Annotated in this window: 20 protein-coding genes; 3 read left to right on the top strand and 17 right to left on the bottom strand. The window is 39.6% G+C overall.

Features of this window, described 5'->3' with window-relative positions; translation table 11 throughout:
* Position 1 precedes the first annotated feature (1 nt).
* The 8 genes from gspJ to gspC form a co-directional block, all read right to left on the bottom strand.
* Complete coding sequence (gene gspJ, locus ESZ39_RS06090) at positions 2-673, bottom strand: type II secretion system minor pseudopilin GspJ (RefSeq protein WP_223270263.1); 672 nt, start codon at positions 671-673, stop codon at positions 2-4.
* Entirely contained in the window at positions 670-1,068 is a 399-nt protein-coding gene (gene gspI / locus ESZ39_RS06085) for a type II secretion system minor pseudopilin GspI (protein ID WP_146879018.1), read from the bottom strand. The genes gspJ and gspI overlap by 4 nt, the downstream gene beginning before the upstream one ends.
* Positions 1,052-1,678: a type II secretion system minor pseudopilin GspH gene (gene gspH, locus ESZ39_RS06080; protein ID WP_146879017.1), complete on the bottom strand. Its 627-nt coding sequence runs from the start codon at positions 1,676-1,678 to the stop codon at positions 1,052-1,054. The genes gspI and gspH overlap by 17 nt, the downstream gene beginning before the upstream one ends.
* 25 nt (positions 1,679-1,703) lie before the next feature.
* Positions 1,704-2,138: a type II secretion system major pseudopilin GspG gene (gene gspG, locus ESZ39_RS06075; RefSeq protein ID WP_146879016.1), complete on the bottom strand. Its 435-nt coding sequence runs from the start codon at positions 2,136-2,138 to the stop codon at positions 1,704-1,706.
* Positions 2,139-2,140: 2 nt separating this feature from the next.
* The gene (gspF, locus tag ESZ39_RS06070; RefSeq protein ID WP_146879015.1) at positions 2,141-3,364 is read right to left on the bottom strand and encodes a type II secretion system inner membrane protein GspF; all 1,224 of its coding nucleotides are present in this window, start codon (positions 3,362-3,364) and stop codon (positions 2,141-2,143) included.
* A gap of 93 nt (positions 3,365-3,457) precedes the next feature.
* A complete protein-coding gene (gene gspE / locus ESZ39_RS06065) occupies positions 3,458-5,053 on the bottom strand; it encodes a type II secretion system ATPase GspE (RefSeq protein WP_146879013.1) in 1,596 nt (531 codons plus the stop codon).
* A 2-nt stretch (positions 5,054-5,055) separates the two neighbouring features.
* Positions 5,056-7,143 (bottom strand): type II secretion system secretin GspD, encoded by a 2,088-nt coding sequence (gspD, locus tag ESZ39_RS06060; RefSeq protein ID WP_146879011.1) that lies wholly within the window; start codon positions 7,141-7,143, stop codon positions 5,056-5,058.
* A gap of 17 nt (positions 7,144-7,160) precedes the next feature.
* Positions 7,161-8,117, bottom strand: coding sequence for a type II secretion system protein GspC (gene gspC / locus ESZ39_RS06055; RefSeq protein WP_146879009.1), 957 nt, complete (start codon positions 8,115-8,117; stop codon positions 7,161-7,163).
* Between the two features lie 359 nt (positions 8,118-8,476).
* Here gspC and ESZ39_RS06050 point away from each other — a divergent pair, with 359 nt between their 5' ends.
* From ESZ39_RS06050 to ESZ39_RS06040, 3 genes are all read left to right on the top strand, one after another.
* The gene (locus ESZ39_RS06050) at positions 8,477-8,890 is read left to right on the top strand and encodes a S4 domain-containing protein (RefSeq protein WP_146879007.1); all 414 of its coding nucleotides are present in this window, start codon (positions 8,477-8,479) and stop codon (positions 8,888-8,890) included.
* A 9-nt stretch (positions 8,891-8,899) separates the two neighbouring features.
* The gene (gene hslO, locus ESZ39_RS06045) at positions 8,900-9,757 is read left to right on the top strand and encodes an Hsp33 family molecular chaperone HslO (RefSeq protein WP_146879005.1); all 858 of its coding nucleotides are present in this window, start codon (positions 8,900-8,902) and stop codon (positions 9,755-9,757) included.
* A gap of 475 nt (positions 9,758-10,232) precedes the next feature.
* Complete coding sequence (locus ESZ39_RS06040) at positions 10,233-14,858, top strand: S8 family peptidase (RefSeq protein ID WP_146879003.1); 4,626 nt, start codon at positions 10,233-10,235, stop codon at positions 14,856-14,858.
* A 304-nt stretch (positions 14,859-15,162) separates the two neighbouring features.
* Here ESZ39_RS06040 and ESZ39_RS06035 read toward each other — a convergent pair whose 3' ends face one another.
* The 9 genes from ESZ39_RS06035 to dusA all read right to left on the bottom strand — a co-directional run bounded on the left by ESZ39_RS06035 (position 15,163) and on the right by dusA (position 22,890).
* Positions 15,163-15,930 (bottom strand): TIGR04219 family outer membrane beta-barrel protein, encoded by a 768-nt coding sequence (locus ESZ39_RS06035; protein WP_146879000.1) that lies wholly within the window; start codon positions 15,928-15,930, stop codon positions 15,163-15,165.
* A 6-nt stretch (positions 15,931-15,936) separates the two neighbouring features.
* Positions 15,937-16,929 carry a DUF2333 family protein gene (locus tag ESZ39_RS06030; protein ID WP_146878998.1) on the bottom strand — a complete coding sequence of 331 codons (993 nt, stop codon included), beginning with the start codon at positions 16,927-16,929 and terminating at the stop codon, positions 15,937-15,939.
* A gap of 8 nt (positions 16,930-16,937) precedes the next feature.
* Positions 16,938-17,408: a copper chaperone PCu(A)C gene (locus ESZ39_RS06025; protein WP_146878996.1), complete on the bottom strand. Its 471-nt coding sequence runs from the start codon at positions 17,406-17,408 to the stop codon at positions 16,938-16,940.
* Between the two features lie 691 nt (positions 17,409-18,099).
* On the bottom strand, positions 18,100-18,438 hold the full coding sequence (locus tag ESZ39_RS06020) for a hypothetical protein (RefSeq protein WP_146878995.1): 339 nt from the start codon (positions 18,436-18,438) through the stop codon (positions 18,100-18,102).
* A 39-nt stretch (positions 18,439-18,477) separates the two neighbouring features.
* Complete coding sequence (locus ESZ39_RS06015) at positions 18,478-18,690, bottom strand: PspC domain-containing protein (RefSeq protein ID WP_146878993.1); 213 nt, start codon at positions 18,688-18,690, stop codon at positions 18,478-18,480.
* Between the two features lie 150 nt (positions 18,691-18,840).
* A complete protein-coding gene (pspA, locus tag ESZ39_RS06010; protein ID WP_146878991.1) occupies positions 18,841-19,503 on the bottom strand; it encodes a phage shock protein PspA in 663 nt (220 codons plus the stop codon).
* A 13-nt stretch (positions 19,504-19,516) separates the two neighbouring features.
* On the bottom strand, positions 19,517-19,795 hold the full coding sequence (locus tag ESZ39_RS06005; RefSeq protein WP_146878989.1) for a hypothetical protein: 279 nt from the start codon (positions 19,793-19,795) through the stop codon (positions 19,517-19,519).
* Positions 19,796-20,343: 548 nt separating this feature from the next.
* Positions 20,344-21,216, bottom strand: a complete 873-nt coding sequence (locus ESZ39_RS06000) for a sulfurtransferase (protein ID WP_146878987.1) — start codon at positions 21,214-21,216, stop codon at positions 20,344-20,346.
* Positions 21,217-21,903: 687 nt separating this feature from the next.
* Positions 21,904-22,890: a tRNA dihydrouridine(20/20a) synthase DusA gene (dusA, locus tag ESZ39_RS05995; protein ID WP_146878985.1), complete on the bottom strand. Its 987-nt coding sequence runs from the start codon at positions 22,888-22,890 to the stop codon at positions 21,904-21,906.
* Positions 22,891-23,093 lie beyond the last annotated feature (203 nt).

Raw genomic sequence — 23,093 nt, 5'->3', positions numbered from 1 at the left:
GCTACCCCCCATTATCTTGCAGGTTATCACCAGCAACAATAAATTGGCGACGAATAATACCATAATCTGTGGTGTCTATTTCAATCGCAATGGCCATTGGCAAGCTCTGCTCTTGTAAAGTTTTTTGCCATTTTTTACCATCATAAAATTCGAAATTTAGTTTTTCTACCTGCGATATTAATGGCCTTACTTTTGGCTCTTCGCCTAACACCGCATCAACAAAGTTAAAGTGTACTCGTTCGACGGTACTTTCGTTGAGTTGATAAGCTACCGATTGCATATCACTGCGAGGTAACAGTAAACCTGGATTAGTCCAACCATGACGAACAAAGGCTATAGCTTGTTCACTGGTCGTGAAACTGTCGTTGTCAGTATGTAAAAAACCGCTCAGGGGTGCTTCACCGTTTAAGCGTACGCTGCGTCGAGCTATTTGTAACATATCGCGCTCGATAATTAAAAAACCCCGTTGCAGTTCGTTAATGCGATCAGTGCGTGCTTTAGTTGCTGTGTCACTATTAATCACAGTTTCAAAAATACTAAAACTTGCCATGCTGATCACTGAAAAAATGGCAATTGCAATCAGTACTTCTAACAAAGTAAAGCCTTGGCTACGCTTTGCCATAGCACTGACTGGTTTTTTTAACAAACCATGCTCAATGACGGCAGCTTTCATTGGCTAGGCTTAGAAATATAAGTGGTCAAACTGGTTAACGCTGAGGCTTTTTTCTCATCGAGTCGCACTTGCATAACAATCGATCGCATGTCTTTATCTGTGGTTTTAAGTACTTTTTGTTGCCAAAACCATGTTTGCCCTGCCAACTCTACTTTACCTTTTTGATTATTTTTTGGTGGCCATGCGTTGTTGACTGTTATTTCGACTAACTGGTTCGATGCCACCCAACTTGCCATAATTTTACTTTCTAAATAACCTAAATTTCGCACGTTGGTATCTGCCGTACCCAAGATAGCAATACCGGCAATAGAAAACACCGCCATCGCTAGCATCACCTCAATTAAGGTAAAACCTTTTTGCAATTTATTCAAACTAGCGTTAACGAGAGTTAGCATTCACTAGCGGCCCTTCTATCGTTAATGGTGTGGTATAAATGCCCGATACTTTAAAACTGATATTTTCATCACCATCAATAGCAAACTCTGCCAATGAAAACGTTAAACTAAAGGGGGTGATATCCCCGCCAGAGAGCATATAAACTTGAGGAATGGTTTTTTTCTTGTCTGCTTCAGTAAAGTTATCTTCATCTTCGTTAATTAATAATGACGAATCAAACAACAAGGGTTCTTCGATAGGAAGATCATCGAGCTGCAAGGTAATTTCTATACCTTCAGGTAAAGTAAATACCTCAAACATAGGATTATTGGCAATCGGTGACCAACTCACACCATCATAGCCCAAAAATTGATAAGTATTTTTATCAATAAATAAACCTAACTGAATATTATTCAACAGGCCGTATTCTGCTGCAACATCAAAAACGCCAGCAAAGCGAGCACTGTTTTGTTCCAATAGTTGTTCAGCTTTATTACCAGAAAAAGTAAATTGTACCGCAGAGACCATAACGCCAATCAAGACAATCACCAGCATCACTTCGATTAAGGTGAAGCCTTGCTGGCGATGTTTATGTTTATGTTTAGGCAAATAGCCATTTTTAAGCTTCATATAAGTCAATAATCAAGGCGACTGATTATTGATAATCGCCTAGGTTCCAGTTGCCGATGTCATCGTCTGTACCAGGTTCACCATCAGGCCCCATAGAAAAAACGTCCATAACGCCATGTTCACCGGGGTTTAGTAGTTGATATTCGCTGCCCCAAGGGTCGTTAGGTAGGCGCTTAACATAACCGCCTTGTGGAAAACGACGTGCTACTGGCTCGATATCTGTTTCAGTGACCAGTGCTTCTAAGCTTTGCTCTGTAGTCGGGTACTTATAGTTATCCATTTTGTACATGGTTAAAGACGTTTCCAAAGCATTAATATCTGACACTGCTTTTTGGATATTAGCGCGCTCTTGGCTGCCGAGCAGGTTAGGTACCACCATACTGGCTAGAATACCTAAAATAACAATAACAACCATAACTTCTAACAGGGTAAAACCTCGACTATTTCTTACTGCTTTCATTTCTAATTTCCTATTAACGTATTTAATTGAAGAATTGGCTGTAAAATAGCCATCACGATAAATAATACAATACCGGCCATTACGACCATTAAGGCCGGCTCAAATGCTTTTAATGATATATTAATAATCGCTTCAAACTCACGATCTTGGTTATCTGCAGCTCGACCTAACATATGCTCAAGCTGACCACTTTTTTCGCCACTGGCGATCATATGTAACATCATAGGGGGGAACAACTTAGTTTGCTCTAATGACACCCGTAAACTTGTTCCTTCTCTAACCTTATCCGCTGACTCTTTAACACTTTGTTTAATATATAAATTGTCGAGTACTTCACCCGATATTTTCATACTCTCTAACAAAGGAACGGCACTCGCGGTTAAAATGCTCAAGGTACGAGCAAATCTTGCAGTATTGACACTTTTTGCTACTTTACCTATGCCGGGTATCGCAAGAAAGCGCTGATGATAGGCAAACCTAAAACTGGCCTTTTTCAGCAGTTGCGACCAAAGTAACATCAGCGCTACGACAATCAGCACAATAACCAAACCATAGTCACGTAAAAAGTCACTACTGGCAATGAGAAACTGGGTAGTGGCGGGTAAATTAGCACCCATGTGCTCAAATTGGCCAACAATTTTTGGCACCACGGCAGTCAGTAATATAGCAATAACGCCAGTGGCCACTACGGTCATAATAACTGGATATACCAAGGCTTGAATAAGCTGCGAGCGCAGTTGTTGCCGTTTTTCGGTGTAATCGGCTAAACGGTCTAGTACTTTGTCTAGGTGGCCTGATTTTTCGCCAGCAGCCACCATAGCGCGAAATAAGTGATTAAATATTTGTGGAAACTCCGCCATACTTTCAGCTAAGCCATAACCTTCGGTGACTTTTGTACGCACCGCCATAATCATACTTTTCATCGCGTTTTTTTCACACTGCTCACCAACAGCCATCAAAGACTCTTCTATCGGCAAACCCGATTCAACCAAGGTTGATAGTTGCCGTGTGATTAATGCTAACTCCGACGCTGATATTTTTTTACCACCACCAAAAATAGATCGCTTATTTTCTTGCTTACTTTTTTGCAGGCAGGGCGTAACGTCAATCGGCATTAAACCCTGTTCACGCAATAAATTACGCACATGTCTAGGGGTGTCACCTTCGATAACCCCTTTTTTGTTTTTGCCTCGGCTGTCTACTGCCTGATAATCAAATGCTGCCATAATTTACAATTTATCTAACCCTAGTTCAGTACCAAATTCTATACTTAGTGAGCCAACTGCCAGTACCAAGTTCTGTACTTAGTGCATCAATTGTTAGTCTTCGCGCGTAACACGCAATACTTCTTCAATTGTAGTTTCGCCAAGCATGACTTTATCAAAACCGTCACGGCGGATACTTGGTGTCGATTTCCGAATAAATTTCTCAATCGCTTGTTCACCTTTGCCGTTATGAATTAATGCACGGACTTTTTCATCAACAACAATCAGTTCATGAATACCGGTTCGGCCCCGATAACCTTTAAAATTACAATCTTCACAGCCAACAGATCGGTATATTGGTGCAGTATCATTGTCACTCAGTTGCAATAACTTGCGCTCTTCGGCTGATGGGGGGCTACATTCGCGGCAATGCGGACATAAGGTTCTGACTAATCGCTGCGCTAAAACACCTAATAAACTTGATGAAAGTAAGAAAGGTTCAACACCCATATCTTCCATGCGTGTTATCGCGCCTGCCGCTGTGTTGGTATGCAAAGTAGATAATACTAGATGCCCAGTTAAACTCGCTTGCACACCAATTTGGGCCGTTTCTAAATCTCGAATTTCACCAACCATAACTACATCCGGATCTTGGCGTAATATAGCGCGTAAACCTCGGGCAAAAGTCATATCAACCTTGGTATTCACTTGTGTTTGCCCGATACCTTCAATAGCGTATTCGATGGGATCTTCAACCGTGAGAATATTACGTTCTTTACTATCAATTTGGCTTAAGCCGGCATACAAAGTGGTACTTTTACCTGAGCCGGTCGGCCCAGTGACCAGTATAATGCCGTGAGGTTTTTCAATTAATTCAGAAAAACGCGCTCGATTACCGTCACTCATGCCTAAGTCTTGTAGGTCTAAACGTGTTGAGTTTTTATCTAGTAAGCGCAAAACCACACGTTCTCCATGGCCTGTTGGCATGGTGGAGACGCGCACATCAACGGCTCGACCCGCTATTCTTAACGAAATACGACCGTCTTGAGGAATGCGTTTTTCTGCAATATCGAGCTTGGCCATAACCTTGATACGTGAGACAAGTAATGAGGCTAACTTACGATTAGGTTTTAACACTTCACGTAATACGCCATCAACACGAAAGCGAATTTGTAACGCTTGTTCAAAGGTTTCAATATGAATATCAGAAGCGTTTTCTTTGATGGCTTCGCTGAGCATGGCATTGATCAGTTTAATAATCGGTGCATCATCTTCGTTTTCTAATAAGTCTTCGGTTTCGGTCATTTCGTCGGCCAGGGAATATAAGTCGACCTCGTTACCAATATCTTCCATCATTTGTTGCGCTTCTGAAGAGTCACGCTGATAAGCAATGGTTAACAATTGTTCAAACTCTTGGGCACTTTTTACGTCGAGGGTAAAAGGCGCTTTGAGTACACGACGTACTTCCAACAAAATATTAGCACTAAGCAAGTCAGTGCAAACTAAGCGTAATATACCCTGGTCATTTGCCACCAGCACACTGTGGCGCTTAGCAAAGCCAAAGGGTAAGCGAAAGCGGACATTTTCATCTTTCAAAATGTCGCTAACCGCAATTGTTGACGACTCGTCAGGCGTTAACGTGTTTTCACTGCTAGCACTTTGTTCATTGGCGTTAACAAGAACTTGTGTTTTTGGGGTAATGTCACTCATCACTATTTGTTTTCAGCAGATGACTTTTCTTCATCACGCTTTTTCATGTACTCGTTAAACGACGGTGGTAATGCCAATTGATCATTCCATTTTGGCAAAATAGGTAACTTCTCATCCGACATTAATTCAAGACCCGCTGCTTTCTTTTGAATTTCTAGCGCGCGAATATAGTTGTATTTTTCTCTACTTAGGTCATTCATCAATTTACCATCACGAACAATCGTTGGTCGTAAAAAAACCATCAAATTACGCTTACGTGTGGTGTTGCTGGTAGATTTAAACAAGTGACCAATAAATGGAATATCACCTAGTAAAGGTACTTTTTGCACACTTTCTTGCACGTCTTCATCAATCAAGCCACCTAAAATAACGGTTGCGCCATCATCAGCCATCACGGTGGTTTTAATTTCACGTTTATTGATTGAAATATCAACCCCCGTCGCACCACTCACCGAAGACACTTCTTGTTCAATGGTTAACTGCACACCGCTACCTTCATTAATTTGCGGTGTTACTTTTAACTTAATACCTATCTCTTGACGCTCTACCGTTTGAAACGGGTTACTATTGTTACTGCCAGTTTGCGCGCCAGTAATAATAGGCACTTCTTGACCAACAATAAAATAAGCCTCTTCATTATCAAGCGTGGTGATACTCGGCGTAGACAATAAATTTGAATTAGTGTCTGAACTTACCGCTTGTACTATCGCGCCCCAGTCATCTTTTACAATACCGAACATAGTGCCGCTAACGGAGCCTAGTACTTGGGCCAGTAAACTGTAATCGCCTTTAGTATCGGCTTGATCAGGGTTAACCGTAACCGCACCATTCTCGGAGGTGACTGTTGAACCTTTTGTGCCAGGCGTTGAACGAGCAGCTTCTGCCGCCGCAGCCACAGAACTAATTGGTGCAACACCGTTAGAAAACTGGGTAACGCCACCTTGTTCGCTATACCATTGCACGCCTAAATTGACGCCGTCACCTTCAAATACTTCGACAATGATCGCTTCAATAAGGACTTGAGCACGGCGAATATCTAACTGGCGAATAACCGCTTCTAATGAGCGTAACATGTCTGGTTGGGCGGTAATAACTAAGGTGTTGGTGTCTTCATGGGCATCAATACTAACATTGCGTGTTTTACTTTTTCGTGCTGTTGAACTTGTTGCTGAGGAGTCGGCTTCAATCGATTCACTGACCCCTTGAAGTACTTTCACCATGTCTTCCGACTTTGCGTACTTTAAATGATAAACCCGGGTATTGCCGTTCGATTCTAATTCACTATCTAAACGCGAAATTAATCTTGCGACGCGCTCACGCGCTTTTACTTCACCACTAACAATAACGCTATTGGTGCGTTCATCAGCCACTATTTTAGGGATTAAAAAGGTCGGTGTTCCGGCGCCTTTACCTTGGCCAGATTTGTTCATTGCCTCGATAATACGGACCATTTCACCAGCGGATGCATATTTAAGGCTAATGATCTGCACATCTTGGTCACCCGCTTTATCAACCCGTTCAATAATTTGTACTAAGCGATTAACCACAGCTGCCGTGCCGGTTAGCATAATAACGTTGGCAGGATCATAGTTAACCACGTTACCGCCACCCGCTTGATCTGATAATTGGCGTAGCAATGGCGTAAGTTCGCGCACCGTGACATTTTTAACTTCAACAACGCGGGTAACCATTTCGTCACCTGCACCGGGGTTTTCATTACCCACTACGGGTATAGAAGAGGTTTTTGCATCTTTATTTCGAATAATTTTGACAATATTATTTTCCATTGCAACAGCAGAAAAACCATAGACTTCAAGCACATTTAAGAAAAATTGATAATATTGCTCTTCCGTTAATAAATCATAACTACGGACATTAACTTTGCCACGTACGTTCGGATCGACGATCATGGTTTTTCTTAGGTTTTTACCAACAATATTAATAAATTCCCCAATTTCTGTCCCTTTGAAATTGGGCGAATATTCTGCAGCATTGATATTAGCAGAAAGCAAAACACTATTGAGTAAAACTGCAGTAACAACCCCGGTAAGGCTTCGCTTATACCAAGGTGCGCTTAAAAATTTGCGCATTTATTATTCCTTTTATTCTAATTGTCTATACTGAAGAGTATTTCTGTTATGTCACCATCACGGTTAAGTAACAGCGAAACTTCGCGTTGTTCTTTTAAAGATTGTAGCGCTTGAGCCGCCTCTCGTGGCGCGGTTAAATCAAAACCATTCATTTGTATCGCAACATCACCGGATTTAAGACCCGCACTTTGAAAAAAAGTTGGATCTTTTGCTGGCATTAGTTGATAGCCGGTAATTTTACCATTTTCTCGTTTAGGGGAGATTCTTAAATAGTCAGTAATTTTACCCGGGTCGTTAGCCAATTCTTTTTGCAGCGATTTAGTCACTTGGTTTAGCGCTTTATTATCTCGTTGATCAACAATATTGGTGGGTGAAAAAATTTGGCCTGTATTACTTACTGGCAGGCTCGCGGCTTGCTGGTTGTAACGTGGTTTAATGACCTTAATGTTTTTATCAAATAGTAAGCCCTCAAACATTAAGGTTTCTAGCCGACCCGATACTTTTAACAACACACGGTCGTTAAAAACATCTTCTAACGCGGCTCGAGTGCCTTTAATATTTTCACCAATACTATAGGTTGCCTGCTTGCCGGCACTTTCTATTACTGCGGCAGCAGATGCTTTGTCACTACTGGCAACCACACCTGTTAAAGTGAGTTTCAGCCGTGTCTCGGGTGCGTCTTCAACCACCTCTTCTACGCGTGCTGTTGGTTGCTGAGAAAATGCACCAAAAAGATTGAGCGCTTGAATAGCTTTTACTTGAACTTGTTCTTTTGGCGCCGCTGAAACAGATGATAATCCATTGAGTTTTAAATTCGCATTATGATTTGTCTCTGCTAACCCTAGCCACGTTATTTGCGCAAATAGAAAGGCAATATAACTAAGTAACACTAAGATAGTTACTTGGATGATTTTTTGTTGCGGCAGCTTAGCAAGCTGCTCAAACGCGTTTGATAGGTTATTCGATAATGTCATTTTTTATAGTTTTTTATTATCTGGAAATTTCAAGTCACTTTGATGATACTTGACCAAACGTCTGGCAACAAGACGTCATATTATTTTTTAGCTATAATTATACCACTTTCATTAAGTTTTTGAGCTGGTTGTGTGCAGATAAAACACATAGGGCAAGAGGCTCGATTGAGCAATAGCTAGCTGTTATGATTGAGATCACCACTGCCATTGGCTGTTTTAACCAACAGCAGTGGGTAATAATCTAATGAAAGTGGTAGTCGCATACAAAATGTAACCAAATGCATTCCAACTAGCGTTAGAATGGTGGTTATGTTAACTTTCGCCAATTTATAATGCCTGTATGGGATATAAACAAAACGATGACTAAACCTAACGTTATTGAGACTAACAATACACAGTCAACCCGCTTAGACAAGTGGTTGTGGGCAGCGCGCTTTTATAAAACGCGTGCGATTGCAAAACAAATGATCGATGGCGGTAAAGTATTTTATAATGGCCAACGTAGTAAGTCAGGCAAAGCCATGGTTTTAGGTGATCGCGTTACCATTCGTCAAGGGTTTGAAGAAAAACATGTTTTGATTATGGCCTTGGCAGATAAACGCCGAGATGCAAGCTTTGCTCAAACACTTTATCAAGAAACCCCGGCAAGTATTGAAACTCGAGAGAAAAACAACTTAGCTCGCCAGCAGGGTATTTTGCTCAGCCCAGCCAGTAACACTAAACCTGATAAGAAACAACGTCGACAAATTCGGCATTTAAAAGAAAGGATATAAACAGTGACCATGCAAAAAGATATCTTAAACCGCTATTTATTTGACAACCTACATGCTCGAGGCGAATTGGTTAACTTAAGCCAAACCTTCCAAGACATTGTTGCCGCACACGATTACCCACCGGGCGTAAAGCAGTTGTTAGGTGAATTAGTTGCCGCCACTTGCTTATTAACGGCAACATTAAAGTTTGAAGGTGAAATTGCCGTACAACTGCAAGGTGATGGCCCAATAGGTTATTTAGCGGTAAATGGTAACAATCGCCAAGAAATGCGTGGTATTGCCCGTATGGTGAGCGAAACTGATGCAACAGCGCTGAAAGACCTTATCGGTAAAGGCAATATGATCATCACTATTCGACCAAGCAATGGTGAACCTTACCAAGGTGTTGTGGCGCTTGAGCACGATACCTTGGCCGAATGCTTGGAGCACTACTTTGATGTTTCAGAACAAATACCCACTAAAATTTGGTTATTTAGTGATGAACAAAGCTCACAAATAGCAGGAACCTTAATTCAATTACTACCTGATGGTGGTGATAAAGAGCAGCAACAAACAGACTTTGAGCACTTGTGCCAGTTAACTAATACCATTAAATCTGAAGAGATATTCTCATTAGCTAGCGAAGACTTGCTTTACCGGTTATATCATCAAGAAGAGGTGAGACTCTTTGAACCGCAAGCTGTTAGCTATCAATGTAGTTGCTCGGAAGAAAAGTGTTTAAATACTATTTCTCAAATTGAACCTAATGAGCTTGAAAGTATTATTGCCGAGCAAGGTAGCGTGTCGATGACCTGTGATTATTGTCTGACCACTTACAGTTTTGAGCGCCCTCAACTAGCACAATTTATTGACGGCACAACTCACTAAGCTAAGTTCAGCGCCTGATAGCCTAAGATATATGCTTAGGCTATCAGGCTTAAACTCCCTAATTACCCCCTAACGATCACATCATCCACTGTTTTTCCAGCCAAAATATATGAATTAATTAAATTTTGATTAAATGGCTAAAATTACTGTTAAATAGTACTAAAAAAAAAGATACTAAATAATCGGCCGATTAATTTTCGTCACGAATCAAGAGTTAATTTTAGATGTAATAAGAACTAAATGTGAATTTTGTAGACACTACCTTTCACTTTCTACAATTAATATACTCTTTAATAAAGGTCGTAATGGATATTAATTTACAATATCTTTACAGTAACTTTACATATTGTTATGTTTAGTCATCGCACCTGTGCGTTTCTCGTCTTATGAAACAAGTAAGTTTTGATATTAAATGGATTTACTTAATATAAAATAATAACCGGCACAACTATTTGTGCATTTAGGGAGGTTCTTTGTGAATAACAAAGTAACAATTGCTGTTTCTACAGCGCTATTATCAATGGCTACTATGCAGGCATCTGCCAGCACAGTTCAAACACAATATTTGGCCGACTCATTAAAATCAGTCGCACCAATTTCAATTAATAAAGGTGGCACATACAATAAAACCCAAGTTAAAAAATTTCGTGCTGAAAAAGACTTAGCTGGTGGCACTTATACTTATATTGTTCGCCTTGAAGACCAACCCGTTGCAACATACGACGGTTCTGTTGCCGGTTTAACAGCGACTAATCCTCAAATTGCCAAAAAATCTCTTTTTAAATCTTTAGCTAATAGTAAAAAAAGTTCTAAACAAATTAGAAAAGAGTTACGCCTTGATTTTCAAGCACCTGAAATAATTGCCTACAGTAATTATTTAGAAGCTAAACACCAGGCTTTCCTCACAAAAGCATCAGGAAAGTTAGGTAATAACTTAAACGTTACCTATCAATATAAAAATGCCTTTAACGGTATGGCTGTGCGTTTAACACAAAAAGAAGCTCAAGCTTTATCAGCATTTGCTGATGTCGCATACGTTGAACGTGAAAAAACTGAGCATTTAGAAACTGATACCGGCCCAATTCATGTTGGTGCACCTTTAGTTTGGGATGGCCAAGGCCAAAGTGCTGTTAACATGGGTGAAGGCGTCATTATCGGTGTGCTTGATACCGGTGCAAATACTGATCACAGATCATTTGCCGACGTTGGTGATGACGGCTACGATCATACTAACCCTTGGGGGGCGGGTGTTTACGCGGGTGACTGTGCTGGTGATTTTGCTACTTTGTGTAACGACAAATTAATTGGTATACGCTCATATGCGGCTATTACCGATAGCTATGACGATGCTGATGTCTTTGGCAGTAACCCACCAGCAAAAAATGGTGAAGATTATGGTGGGCACGGTTCTCATACGGCAAGTACTGCGGGTGGTAATATTTTATATGATGTACCTTTAGTTGATCCTGAAACAGGTGAACTTGAAGGTGACGGTATAAACACGACAGGATTTGAATTTGCGCAAATCTCTGGTGTAGCGCCACATGCAAACATTGTTGCTTATCAAATATGTCATGGCGGCGACACTGGTGATACCTATTCTGGTTGTCCAGGTGCAGCAATTATTGCGGCGCTTGATGATGCATTAGTTGACGGCGTTGATGTTATTAACTACTCAATTAGTGGTGGTGGCGATCCTTGGGTAAGCTCAACTGAGCTAGGATTTTTAGCCGCTCAAGAAGCCGGTATTTTCTCTTCTGTTTCTGCCGGTAATAGTGGTCCAGAAGCATTTACTACTTCGAAAAATGCTCCTTGGTATACCGTTGTTGGTGCTTCCACGCACGGCCGTGAAGTTGCCTTTGAAAAAGAAATTGGTGCATTTACTGGTGGTGCTACTGAATTAACGGCTATTGAAGGTCAGAGCGCTTCACAAGGTATTACAGCAAATATTGTTTGGGCTGGTGATTACGCTAACAGTAACGATCCTGATGGTGACCCTGCACAATGTTTACAGCCTTTTCCTACAGATACATTCTCAGGTGAAATAGTTGTTTGTGATCGAGGCGCAATTGCTCGAGTACAAAAAGCAATAAATGCTGCTGATGGTGGTGCAGGTGGTTTTGTACTTGGTAATGTAGATGGTGGCTCAAATACTGTAGCTAATGACGTTTACGTTGTGCCTGGTATTCATATCAACGCAGAAAACGGCAATGTGCTTCGAACTTGGTTAGCAAACGGTGAAGGACATACTGCAACTATTACCGCTGCAGTAGGTGAGTTGAAAATTGGCCAAGCGGATGATATGGCTGACTTCTCTTCACGTGGTGGTAATAATACAGTCCCTGATGTTATGACACCTTCTGTAACAGCACCAGGTGTTTCAATTTATGCCGCTTATTCAGATCAACAATTTGGTCATGACGAAACAACACCAGCACCAACAGACTTTTCATTTTTACAAGGGACTTCAATGTCAGCCCCTCATGTTGCTGGCGCGGGTGCGGTATTAAAATCAGCTCATCCAACTTGGACACCTGATAATATTCGCTCGGCATTAATGTTGACTGCAATTACTGATGTTCGCAAAGAAGATGGCACGACAGCTGCTGATTTCTTTGATATGGGTGCGGGTAGTATTCGGGTGAATTTAGCACACCTAACAGGTCTTGTAATGAATGAAAGCGCAGCGAACTATACGGCTGCAAATCCTGAAACAGGTGGTGATCCTAAAACATTAAATATTCCTTCCGTTTCAAATGCTAACTGTGTCGGTTTGTGTGATTGGACTCGTACAGTAACAGCTACGGCTGCAGGTTCGTGGACAGTTGCAGGTACCGCTATTTCTGATGGTTTAGTTATTACAGCTACACCAGCAACATTTGAGTTGGCTGCAGGTGAGAGCCAAATTATAACCATTGATGTTGATGCAGTAAGAGCAGAAAGTGACGCTTGGGCCTTTGGTCATGTTGTGATGACTTCTAACGTTCATCCAACCGCTAGAATCCCTGTTAGTGTTCAAGCTTCAAATGGTAACATCCCGGACAAGCTATCTTTTGATGCAAATCGTAATCAAGACAGCTTCTTAATTGAAGATGTTATGGCGGTTGAAATTACTGAATTTACCAGTCGTTCATACGGGTTAACTAAAGCAGATAAAACTGAGGCAACATTAGCTGTCGATAGTGACAATGGTGATGCTTACGATGATTTATCGGATGGTATTAATGTTACTCTGCATACTGTTCCTGCTGATGCCAAGCGTTTTGTTGCAGAAATCTTAGCATCTGAATCTCCGGATTTAGATTTACGCGTAGGTTTAGATACTAATGGCGATGGTATCCCACAAGAAGACGAAGAAGTGGGTATTAGTGCTACTGGCACAGCGCTTGAAAAAGTTGACCTAATTATGCCTGAAGCCGGCAGTTATTGGGTTGCGGTGCAAAACTGGTCTGCTTCTGAAGAAGATGCTAAAGATGCATATACCTTAGCAACTGCTATCGTCGACGGTGAAGTAGGTGATAACTTAGCTGTTGAGGCTGATATGGCTATTCCTGCCTTAACTGAATTTGACTTACGTGTTAAATGGTCACTTGATGGTGCTACACAAGGTGATATGTACTACGGTGCTTTGGACTTAGGTACTAACTTTGAAGATGCTGGTAACTTGGGATTAGTATCTGTTGATCTTATGCGTGGCATGGATGATGTGTCTATTTCAAGCGATGCAGATACATATGTTGAGCGTAATACTAAAATAGATTATGAAGTCAGTGTTCTTGCAAAAGTAACACCAAACGACCGTACTTATACTATTAAAGCAACTCTGCCTGCAGAGATGACGCTTGATAAAACCTCGGTGACGAGTGATGCAACGATTTCTGGTAATGAAATTACCTGGACTGTTGTTCAAGAATCATTATTTGGTATTGAGCCTTTCTATACTAAAACGACCAATGCTGATGATGCTAGTTGTGCATTACCAGATCTTGGTCAAGGCAGCGGTTACCTCGATTTAGCTGCTTTTGGTATCTTACCTGGTGAGCTAAATGGTGACACGGTTACGGCTACATATCCTTTAGCCGCTAACTTCCTAGGCAAATCATATAGCTCAGTTTCTGTTACTGATGATGGTTTTATTTACTTAGGTGGTTCAGCAGGTTCAAGCCCTTGGGTTAACCAGTTATTACCTAATGCAGCAGAGGCAAACAACTTAATCGCACCATTTTGGCGTGATATGGAAATTGTTCGAAGCGATACCTCGGGTGTCAGTACTGTCGACACTGGTCGTTATAGCATCATTGAATTTGATGATATGAGACATTATTTCTTCCACAACGGTCAAGCTGATGTTGCTGATAATATCGATTTTGAAGTACTATTTGATAACGTTACGGGTAATATTATGTTTGCTTACGATAATGTTACCCATGTTGACGGCGCTGCTTTAGGTGTTACTGTTGGCCTTGAAAATGCTACGGGTACATTAGGTCGTACAGATGTCTATGCAACATCACCATATAATGGTGGTGAAGCTGGTTCTGTTGGTGATATTTCAGATATATATTCTGGCTTAGTCATATGTTATGAATTAACGTCAGTAGATAGTTCTCCAACAGTAGTTAAATTCTCAGCTGAAGTGGCTGATGAGTTTTTAGGTGGTCCTGTTGATGCAATAGTGCTTTCTAGCACGACTAATGACGTGAATACTGTAGCGGTAAATAGCTCAGCGGTTATGTTTCAAGTTGAAGGCGCTCCTACTGCAGTGATTACAGGTAGTACGGCTGTTGTTGAGACAGAAAGTGTACAACTAAGTGCTGCTAACTCATCAGATCCTAATGGTGATGCACTTACTTATGCTTGGGTACAGATGGCGGGTACTCCGGTAGCTTTCAACGCAAGTGCTGAGTCAATTAGCTTTACAGCACCCAAAGTGTCGAAAGATGAAACCATCTCTTTTCAGTTGACAGTAAATGATGGCAACGGCAACTCAGATTCAATGGTTGCTTCAGTATCGATTGTTAATAAGAAAGAAAGTGGTTCATTCGGTTGGTTAATGTTACTACTTACCCCTATGTTATTTACCCGTCGTAAAAAAGCGTAATTAAATAACCTAAGCTTTAATGGAAGATTTATAAAAGCAAAAGCCATCAACATAATGTTGATGGCTTTTTTATATTCAGAATGAATGGTATGCCACGATCACATGGATGTGAAATAGTGGCGATTTACCCACTAATACCAATCCCATTAAGTTATTGCTCACTTGTACTAGTTAAAATAGCTCAAGGCTGTGTTGCTCTCAATCCCAATAGCCAGCTATTGCTCAATCGAGCGCCTTACCTTGAGTCATTTTTCCTGCGCACAACAAGATGACAAATTTAATGGAACTGGTATAACTTAAAAGGTTAAAAATGAATAGTTGTACCGACGAACACACCGTCAAATTCGATGTTGGTATACAGGTCGTTCAAGTCGTCTAACTCTAACTTAACCGCACGATAACCGGCATTAATATTTACATCAACCGCTAGGTTATCAATAAGTTCATAACTTACGCCTACTTCATAGTCATAAAGTGTGTGATTGTCGATTGATAAAAAGTTACCTTGTGCATATAAGTTAAAACCGGTTAATGGTAAGCCAACATTGGTTCTTACATATAACATAGGTACAACATCAGTTACTGCAACACTACTTGATTGTCTAACCATTTCAGAACCGGTATTAATTTGTGCAAAAACGGTTACGTCACCGTCAAAATCACGGGCGGTCAAACCAAAATCAAATGATAATAGGTCATTATCAAATAACTCATAATAAAGTGTGTAATCAATATAACTGACCTTAAAATCAGCATTAACATTAGTATTATCGCTGAAAGTTTCGCCTTCAAATTCAAAGTTGGTCGTTAGTGTTGTGTTACCTATGGTCTCCAACGAAGTAGAGGCTATACGTATATTTGGAATTAACGGCAAAGGGTGCTCAAAAGCGATAAAAAAGCTGTTTTGTTTTTCATCAGCTAAATTAAAATCAATTTGTGAACTGCCATCGCCAAAAGTTCCAGAAGCTTGGTTGTCCCAGACTTGACCACCCAAATAAATACCTAAAGCATCCGCTTTAACATTAGTGGATAAAGTCAATGCAAGTGCTGTTGCTAGTGCTATTTTCTTCATGTTTTATTACCCTTGACTCAATAAGTCGTCTAAATCAATCAGTGCTGCATTTGCTCGTGATATATAATTGGCCATGACTAACGAATGATTTGCCAGCACACCAAAACCATCACCATTTAAAATCATCGGGCTCCAGATTAGCTCTTGACTTGCTTCTAGTTCGCGAATAATTTGTTGTACACTAACTTTAGCATTTTTCTGTTCTAGAACATCATTAAAGTCTATTTCGATAGCTTTTAAGAAATGCAACAAGGCCCAACAAGCGCCACGAGCTTCGTAAAATTCATCATCTATGGTTAACCAACTTGTTTTCAATTGCATGCTTGCTGAGCTTGATGTTGATTGTTGTGCAACACTCTCGCCAGCAAGATCAACATTAATTTGTTCACGACCAACACTGGCACTTAAGCGTTGCGAATAACTCCCCAAGCGTTTCGTTGCTTCTTGTATCCAAGCGCGTAAATTATCAGAACGCGCATAAAACTGGGCTGATTGATTATTAACCTGGGTCAAGGCTGTTCTGTAAGCATATAACTCATTAATGGCTTTTTGGTATTCACCTTCGGCGCTGGGAATAACCCAACTGGTGTTGTCAATATTGAGTTGAGGCTGCGCCACCTTTAAATTTTCATTTTCAACTGACTGAGATTGCGAACGGCTAAATTCTTGGCGCATCACTAATGACATATCTCTTATCATTTCAAGTGCGCCAAACTCCCATGCTGGGATATTATCTAAAAACACTGACGGCGGAATGGCATCATTTGATAAATAACCACCTGGCTTATGCAATAAGGTTTCGGTGACGCGAATTAATGCTGTTGTGGTGGTATAACCCACAACAGGAGTAACATTTTCTGCTGTTGCTGCTTTCGTCACTTCGGCACGAATATCGAATTTTTCTGGCTCAAAGCTCCAATAGACGCCAAGTAAGTACAGCACAAAAAATAGCGCTAAAATTCCTGAAATAACCGCTTTTATTGAGATATTAACTTTCATAACTACTCCTAATGGTGCTCATGCTTTTTCTGTTTAAGGCCTTGAACAGTATAATTTACATTGATGCTAGATTGATCGTCAAAATACAGGGTTATTATAATATTTTCTTTCGCCTTTAATGGCTGTTTTAAGTCAAAGATCATTAAATGAAAACCTGAAGGTTGAAATACCGTACTGTTTTGAGCTGAAATTTCTACATAGTCACGTTGACGCATACGCATTAAACCATCAGACATGGTATGTTGATGGATTTCAATCCGTTCGCTTACTGCACTTGCTGCTGCGATGAGTCGAATATTTTTTGCTGATAAATTTTTTATCGTCATATAGGCAGAAGAAATAGACGTACCAGGGATACTTTCCCTCGCATAGCCATTTTCAACTAAAAGCTTGGAGTTTTCACTAGCCAGGCTTACATTGGCAAAAATACTACTGACGAATATCACCAGTGAAATTATGGGTAAAAGTACATTCCTCATAAGCTGCTATACATCCTTTTTATTCATATTATGATTCGTTGCCACTATTGTAACTAAGCTTGAACGAAATGGATAACTTAATTATTTCAAATAACCTCCATGGTGTTCTACTCACCCGTATTAACCACTTAAGAAAAAATCCATATTGAGCTGTGTCATTTATATATCCTCATTAATACCAATAATAATCTCCGTACTTTTAAGCTTTAAGCTTTAAGCTTTTAGTTTTAGGTTTTAGGTTTTAGGTGAAGTGGTGATCACTGAGCAGGTAATTAATCAACTTGGTATTATACCAAATTGGTATTAATCAATAATGTTTGTCCTATTGATGAGTTACTCTGCACAATCTTAAAAACGGCACACAAGAGAGCTAAATTGCCATCAGACTCTTTAATCACCAATGCAAAAATAATAAAATTTACACCTAAGCAGTTGTCACAAGTGTTGAAAACACAGCCAAACCATTCAAACGTTTAGTTAAGACCAATCAGTTAAACTATTTTAGCGACCTTTTTCTCATAGCTATATTGATCAGACATTCAATATAGCGCCCTGAAAGTCATTGCTATTACTGTCAGTGTTTTGCCGTGAACATAAGCATAATAATCAACTAGATAATTTGAACATATTATTATTTGTAACTTTTATGCTGACATTTTATCTTCATTAAGATTAATATCGGCGGAAAAAATTAACACTGAACAGCGCCTTTATCTCGTGTCACTAGCCATATAACGCCAGCAACTAAAAATATTGGCCAAAACACGCCAACCAACAACATAGCACAACCCCCAAGCAGCAGCATAACAACAAAAATCAATGAACCAAATACACTCATCACTATTGCTAAGGCAACTAACACCAGTAGCACCACGACTAATGCTGAGATACTAATAGCCTTTAAAGGTTCAACTACTTGTTCTCCCATATAAATGTCGACATCAAATAAATCTATAAAGCTGACACCTAAAATATAAGTTAAAAATAGTGTGGCAAAAATAGCTAGAAATAATGATTTAAAAAATGACATAACTTGCTCCCTTTAGCATATTTAAACAAACTTAATGCTTTACGCTTTAGTCGGTATTAACATCGTCGCGACTAGATAAGCAACGCCTGTGGCAACAGGAAATATCAATAAAGCGACAATGGCACCAACTCTAACTGCTAGGCGAGGCAAATTGTAATGCTTAGCAATACCGCCACAAACACCTGATAATTTTTTATGTATTACATCTTTAGTTAAGGTTTTATTAACTGAATATTCACGATTAAAGCTCATCACTTACTCCTCGTACCCAAACTGGGCACTTTTATACATTACATTGAAAAAATATTAATAATACGCCGATAAAATAACTAACCACAGGCGTTATCAACATAACACCAACGATTATCTAAGATCAAAGTCGACATTAATAATTACCGCCAGTTAACCGTTAGCTACTTTTTGCTTTAATTTTTCAAGCGCTTGTTCAATGTTTTCATCATTTTCTAGCGCACGAAATTGGCTATCTAAAGCTTTTGACGATGTCATATCATAGGCTTCAATTTGTGCTTCAACACGGTCAATTTTTTCTTGATAACGCTCAAATTTACTGATCGCTTGGTCGATATTATTAGTGGCAGCTTTCTCGCGCACTTTCAAGCGCACTTCTGCAGATTGCTGACGTGTTGCAAAGGCTTCCTGTTTACGCTTTGCCTTTGTTAACTTATCTTGCAAACGTTGACTATCTAGCTGAAGCGCATTTAAACACTGATCAAATTGGCCTAACTCTTCATGAAACTCAGTTAACTTTTGTGTGCAACTTTGCTTTTCAACTAGCGCAGATTTGGCTAAGTCTTCACGACCCTTATTTAAAGCCAGTTCAGCTTTTTGCTGCCAATGTGCAACGCGACTTTCCATTGCACGAATATTGCGCATCACTGTTTTCTTTTCTGCAATTTGCTTAGCCGCTGTCGAACGCACTTCAACCAGGGTTGCTGTCATTTCCTCAATGATCAACGTGAGCATTTTCTCTGGTTCTTCTGCTTTATCCAACATAGCGTTAATATTAGCGTTAATAATGTCGGTAAATCTTGAAAATATACCCATGGTATTTCTCCTATTAATACTCTGAAGTTTGTTGTTTTTTTGGTGCTAATTTTGTTTGCTTTAAAACCGCCGCTAACGCTTGAGTTTTCACTGTGCTGTAGCGAATTGAAAAACGATCTAGCTCAGCCTTGATTGAGTGCGATATTTCTGCAGAAAGATCACGCTGAATTTTCTGTTTTTGTGCCTGCACGGTTACAGCTAAACTTTTCTCTAAAGCAGCGTCTTGTGCATAAGCATTAATCGTAAATAGCAACGTACAAGATAATAAAATGGTGCATAATACCAATCCCATTAAGTTATTGCTCACTTGTACTAGTTAAAATAGCTCAAGGCTGTGTTGCTCTCACTCCCAATAGCCAGCTATTGCTCAATCGAGCGCCTTACCTTGAATTATTTTTCCGGCGCACAACAAGATCACAAACTTAATGGAACTGGTATAATATAGGTTTACTCTGTAATAGTTTCATTATTAATATCCTTATGTGAGTAACATAAAGAGTTAATAGTGAACTCTTTATGTTGTTATCTGACGTTACTATTACAAGTGCTGTGCCAATTGATTAAAAATATTTAAATTATTGTTATTGTTATAATTTTAAACATAAGGGAATAAGCAGCTATCGTCAGACATAATATGTCAGACTATAATATGGTCAATACCTACACTAAAACTAGTGAAATTGACCAATAATTAATTTAAGGTTTTACTTGGCAGCTTTGTAACTGTAATAAAATTTATAGCTAGGCGGTTAGCAGGCGAATTTATCGCTATGATTAGGGCAAAATAAACGCTGCCGTAATCATAGATAGGTGGGACAGTACTAATAGTCTTATTTTTTATTAAATGTTATCCGTGGAGGTTTTAACGGTGGTGTTAGGTAACGAGCCCCATTCGCTCCAAGAACCGTCATATACTCGCACATCTTTATGGCCGACAATGTCTGCAGCCAGCGCCAAAACGCAAGCGGTAACACCTGAGCCACAGCTCATAATCATAGCTTGTTTATTGGCGTTAATATGCGCAAAAATTTCTGCCAATTCATTAGGAGATTTAAACAGCCCTTGGCTGAACAAATGGTTGTAAGCTAAGTTTTTTGAATTTGGCATATGACCGCTACGCACACCCACACGAGGCTCTGCATCTAAACCCTTAAAGCGACGTTCAGCACGAGCATCGAGAATAAGTTCAGCTTGCGAATGAGTTTGAGTGGCAACTTCACGCCAGTCACAAAAATAGCCAACTTGTTCTTTAGCAATAAAATTACCAATAACTTGCTGCTGCTTAGCATGGAGATCAACAGATAAATCAGCAATGGGTTTATTTAACTTTAACCAATAAGGTAAGCCACCATTTAATACGGCAATATTTTTATGGCCCATAGCTCTAAACATATACCAAACCCGCGCGGCGGAAAATAAACCTAAATCATCATAAACCACAATTTGGCTTTGCTGATTAATACCTAACGCTTTTGCCGCTTGCTCAAAATGAGTAGCTGATGGCATGGTGTGGGGTAAATCGCTAGTGAGATCTGAAAAGTCTTGATTTAAATCGAAACGGCGAGCGTTAGGCAGACGATATTCAGGCCAACTATATTCTGGCGCAGCCATGTTACCTACAGGTGGAATACTCGCATCTAGTACCACAAGATCTTTACTAGCTAATATCGCGTGCAAATCGATACAAGAAATTAATTGCTGAAAATACGTCATAATCTAAGTTCTTACTGATGAGCATAAAGAAAAATTAGCTGAGTTAAATAAGAAAGTACAGTATTTAGTGCTAAAGAGAGCTTTAAAAGCGTAATAAATGTATAAAATGCAGTTAGATTGATGAGCGATGTTACTAAAGAACCATAAACAATATTAAGTCATTTTTCGTTAACTTTACATCCTAAGGTAGCAGCTAACAGCTAACAAGCATTATTTACCTTGTTCTAAATGAGCGACACTCAATGAGGTTGCCAAAAAAAAATACTTAGCAACACAAATAGGGTAAATAATAGAGTCAAACTTAGCATTGTATAATACCTTTTAAGCTGTCAGTAATACCAATCAAACTAACTAAGTGATCTTTTTAAATGGTCTAAATAAAAATTTAGCCATTGTTTTTAAAACTAATTTATTTTTATACAAGCATTAACTATGCTAAGTAGATGCTAATATCACTGCGACGTGGTTAAATTTACTAATATATAGTGATATTTATGCAAAACATTAACCAAGCAAAGCACTATTTAGAAACTAATAGAAAAGTCCCAAAATCAAGCACTGACTTTACAATATTGGGACGTTTAAAGCACTGAGTGGTGCTAAATTTTCAGAATGTAAAATACCTAGTTCAGTGATAACAAACCAAGGTTAAAGCTAAATTATCTTTAAATTAGCTTTAAATAACGGTTAAGTCAGGGTTAAGTCAGGGTTAAGTTGCAATACTTTAGCAAAGGCTTGTTGCAGTACTTCACCACCAACATTTTCACCATTAGCATTTTCACTTAAATAACGACGAAATTGTCTAGCGCCGGCTAAACCATTACATAAACCTAACATATGCCTGGCCACATGCCAGGCACGGCCACCACTAGCAACATGACGGTCAATATAGTCAACCATTTCATTAAGCACCGCTTGTCGTGACTTAACCTCAGCGCTAGCCTGCCAAATTTCATTATCAGCCTCAGTTAACATATAAGGGTTTTGATAAACTTCTCGACCAATCATTACGCCATCAATATGCTGCATATGCTCATTGGCTTGTGCAAAGGTGGTTATGCCACCATTAATTGAAATTTCAAGCTTTGAAAAGTCTTGTTTAAGTTGATAAACCCTTTGATAGTCTAGTGGCGGTATATCTCGATTTTGTTTCGGACTTAAACCACTGAGCCAAGCTTTGCGAGCGTGAATAATAAAATGCTGACAACCTGCCGCACTAACAGTCGTTAAAAACTGCTGTAAAAATTCATAACTGTCGAGGTCATCAATACCAATACGAGATTTTACCGTAGTGGGGATCTTAGTCGCGTTTTGCATACTAGCGACACAATCAGCAACTAATTGTGGCTCAGCCATTAAACAAGCACCAAACTTGCCATTTTGCACACGGTCTGACGGACAACCAACATTGATATTTATTTCATCGTAACCTTGCTGCTCAGCAATTTTTGCACATTCGGTCATGGCATTAACATCACTACCACCAAGCTGTAACACCAAGGGATGCTCCTGCTCGTTATATGCCAAGTAATTACCTTTTCCGTGCAATATTGCACCCGTGGTGACCATTTCGGTATACAACACCGTTTGCTTAGACATGACGCGGTAAAAATAGCGACAATGACGATCTGTCCAATCGAGCATGGGCGCAATAGAAAGTTTATGTGAAATCATAAAGTGATAAAAAACCTTTAAGTGTAAAGCAAATGTAGCTGTAGATAACAGCCACTGAAATATTGACCAATTATAGAGGCTTTAGCTATGCTAAACAAAAGAAATAATATTTAGCTATGGCACTGACAATGCTAATAATTTCCATTTTTTGTTTAAATATAACCTTAGATTCAACTAATAAGACAAAGTTAAATAATTTAATT

The sequence above is a fragment of the Colwellia sp. C1TZA3 genome (genome assembly GCF_007954265.1).
Taxonomy (GTDB): Bacteria; Pseudomonadota; Gammaproteobacteria; order Enterobacterales; family Alteromonadaceae; genus Cognaticolwellia.
The sequence above is the reverse complement of the archived record's forward strand: the minus strand, read 5'-3'. Positions and strand labels throughout refer to the sequence as shown.

What these genes read in the sequence shown, in the direction of transcription:
- ESZ39_RS06015 (WP_146878993.1), bottom strand. Translation starts at nt 18,690, where the DNA reads ATGAGCTTTAATCGTGAATATTCAGTTAATAAAACCTTAACTAAAGAT.
- gspI (WP_146879018.1), bottom strand. Translation starts at nt 1,068, where the DNA reads ATGCTAACTCTCGTTAACGCTAGTTTGAATAAATTGCAAAAAGGTTTT.
- gspH (WP_146879017.1), bottom strand. Translation starts at nt 1,678, where the DNA reads ATGAAGCTTAAAAATGGCTATTTGCCTAAACATAAACATAAACATCGC.
- hslO (WP_146879005.1), top strand. Translation starts at nt 8,900, where the DNA reads ATGCAAAAAGATATCTTAAACCGCTATTTATTTGACAACCTACATGCT.
- ESZ39_RS06050 (WP_146879007.1), top strand. Translation starts at nt 8,477, where the DNA reads ATGACTAAACCTAACGTTATTGAGACTAACAATACACAGTCAACCCGC.
- ESZ39_RS06025 (WP_146878996.1), bottom strand. Translation starts at nt 17,408, where the DNA reads ATGAGGAATGTACTTTTACCCATAATTTCACTGGTGATATTCGTCAGT.
- gspE (WP_146879013.1), bottom strand. Translation starts at nt 5,053, where the DNA reads ATGAGTGACATTACCCCAAAAACACAAGTTCTTGTTAACGCCAATGAA.
- gspJ (WP_223270263.1), bottom strand. Translation starts at nt 673, where the DNA reads ATGAAAGCTGCCGTCATTGAGCATGGTTTGTTAAAAAAACCAGTCAGT.
- ESZ39_RS06030 (WP_146878998.1), bottom strand. Translation starts at nt 16,929, where the DNA reads ATGAAAGTTAATATCTCAATAAAAGCGGTTATTTCAGGAATTTTAGCG.
- gspD (WP_146879011.1), bottom strand. Translation starts at nt 7,143, where the DNA reads ATGCGCAAATTTTTAAGCGCACCTTGGTATAAGCGAAGCCTTACCGGG.
- ESZ39_RS06005 (WP_146878989.1), bottom strand. Translation starts at nt 19,795, where the DNA reads ATGGGATTGGTATTATGCACCATTTTATTATCTTGTACGTTGCTATTT.
- gspF (WP_146879015.1), bottom strand. Translation starts at nt 3,364, where the DNA reads ATGGCAGCATTTGATTATCAGGCAGTAGACAGCCGAGGCAAAAACAAA.
- ESZ39_RS06020 (WP_146878995.1), bottom strand. Translation starts at nt 18,438, where the DNA reads ATGTCATTTTTTAAATCATTATTTCTAGCTATTTTTGCCACACTATTT.
- ESZ39_RS06035 (WP_146879000.1), bottom strand. Translation starts at nt 15,930, where the DNA reads ATGAAGAAAATAGCACTAGCAACAGCACTTGCATTGACTTTATCCACT.
- gspC (WP_146879009.1), bottom strand. Translation starts at nt 8,117, where the DNA reads ATGACATTATCGAATAACCTATCAAACGCGTTTGAGCAGCTTGCTAAG.
- dusA (WP_146878985.1), bottom strand. Translation starts at nt 22,890, where the DNA reads ATGATTTCACATAAACTTTCTATTGCGCCCATGCTCGATTGGACAGAT.
- ESZ39_RS06000 (WP_146878987.1), bottom strand. Translation starts at nt 21,216, where the DNA reads ATGACGTATTTTCAGCAATTAATTTCTTGTATCGATTTGCACGCGATA.
- gspG (WP_146879016.1), bottom strand. Translation starts at nt 2,138, where the DNA reads ATGAAAGCAGTAAGAAATAGTCGAGGTTTTACCCTGTTAGAAGTTATG.
- pspA (WP_146878991.1), bottom strand. Translation starts at nt 19,503, where the DNA reads ATGGGTATATTTTCAAGATTTACCGACATTATTAACGCTAATATTAAC.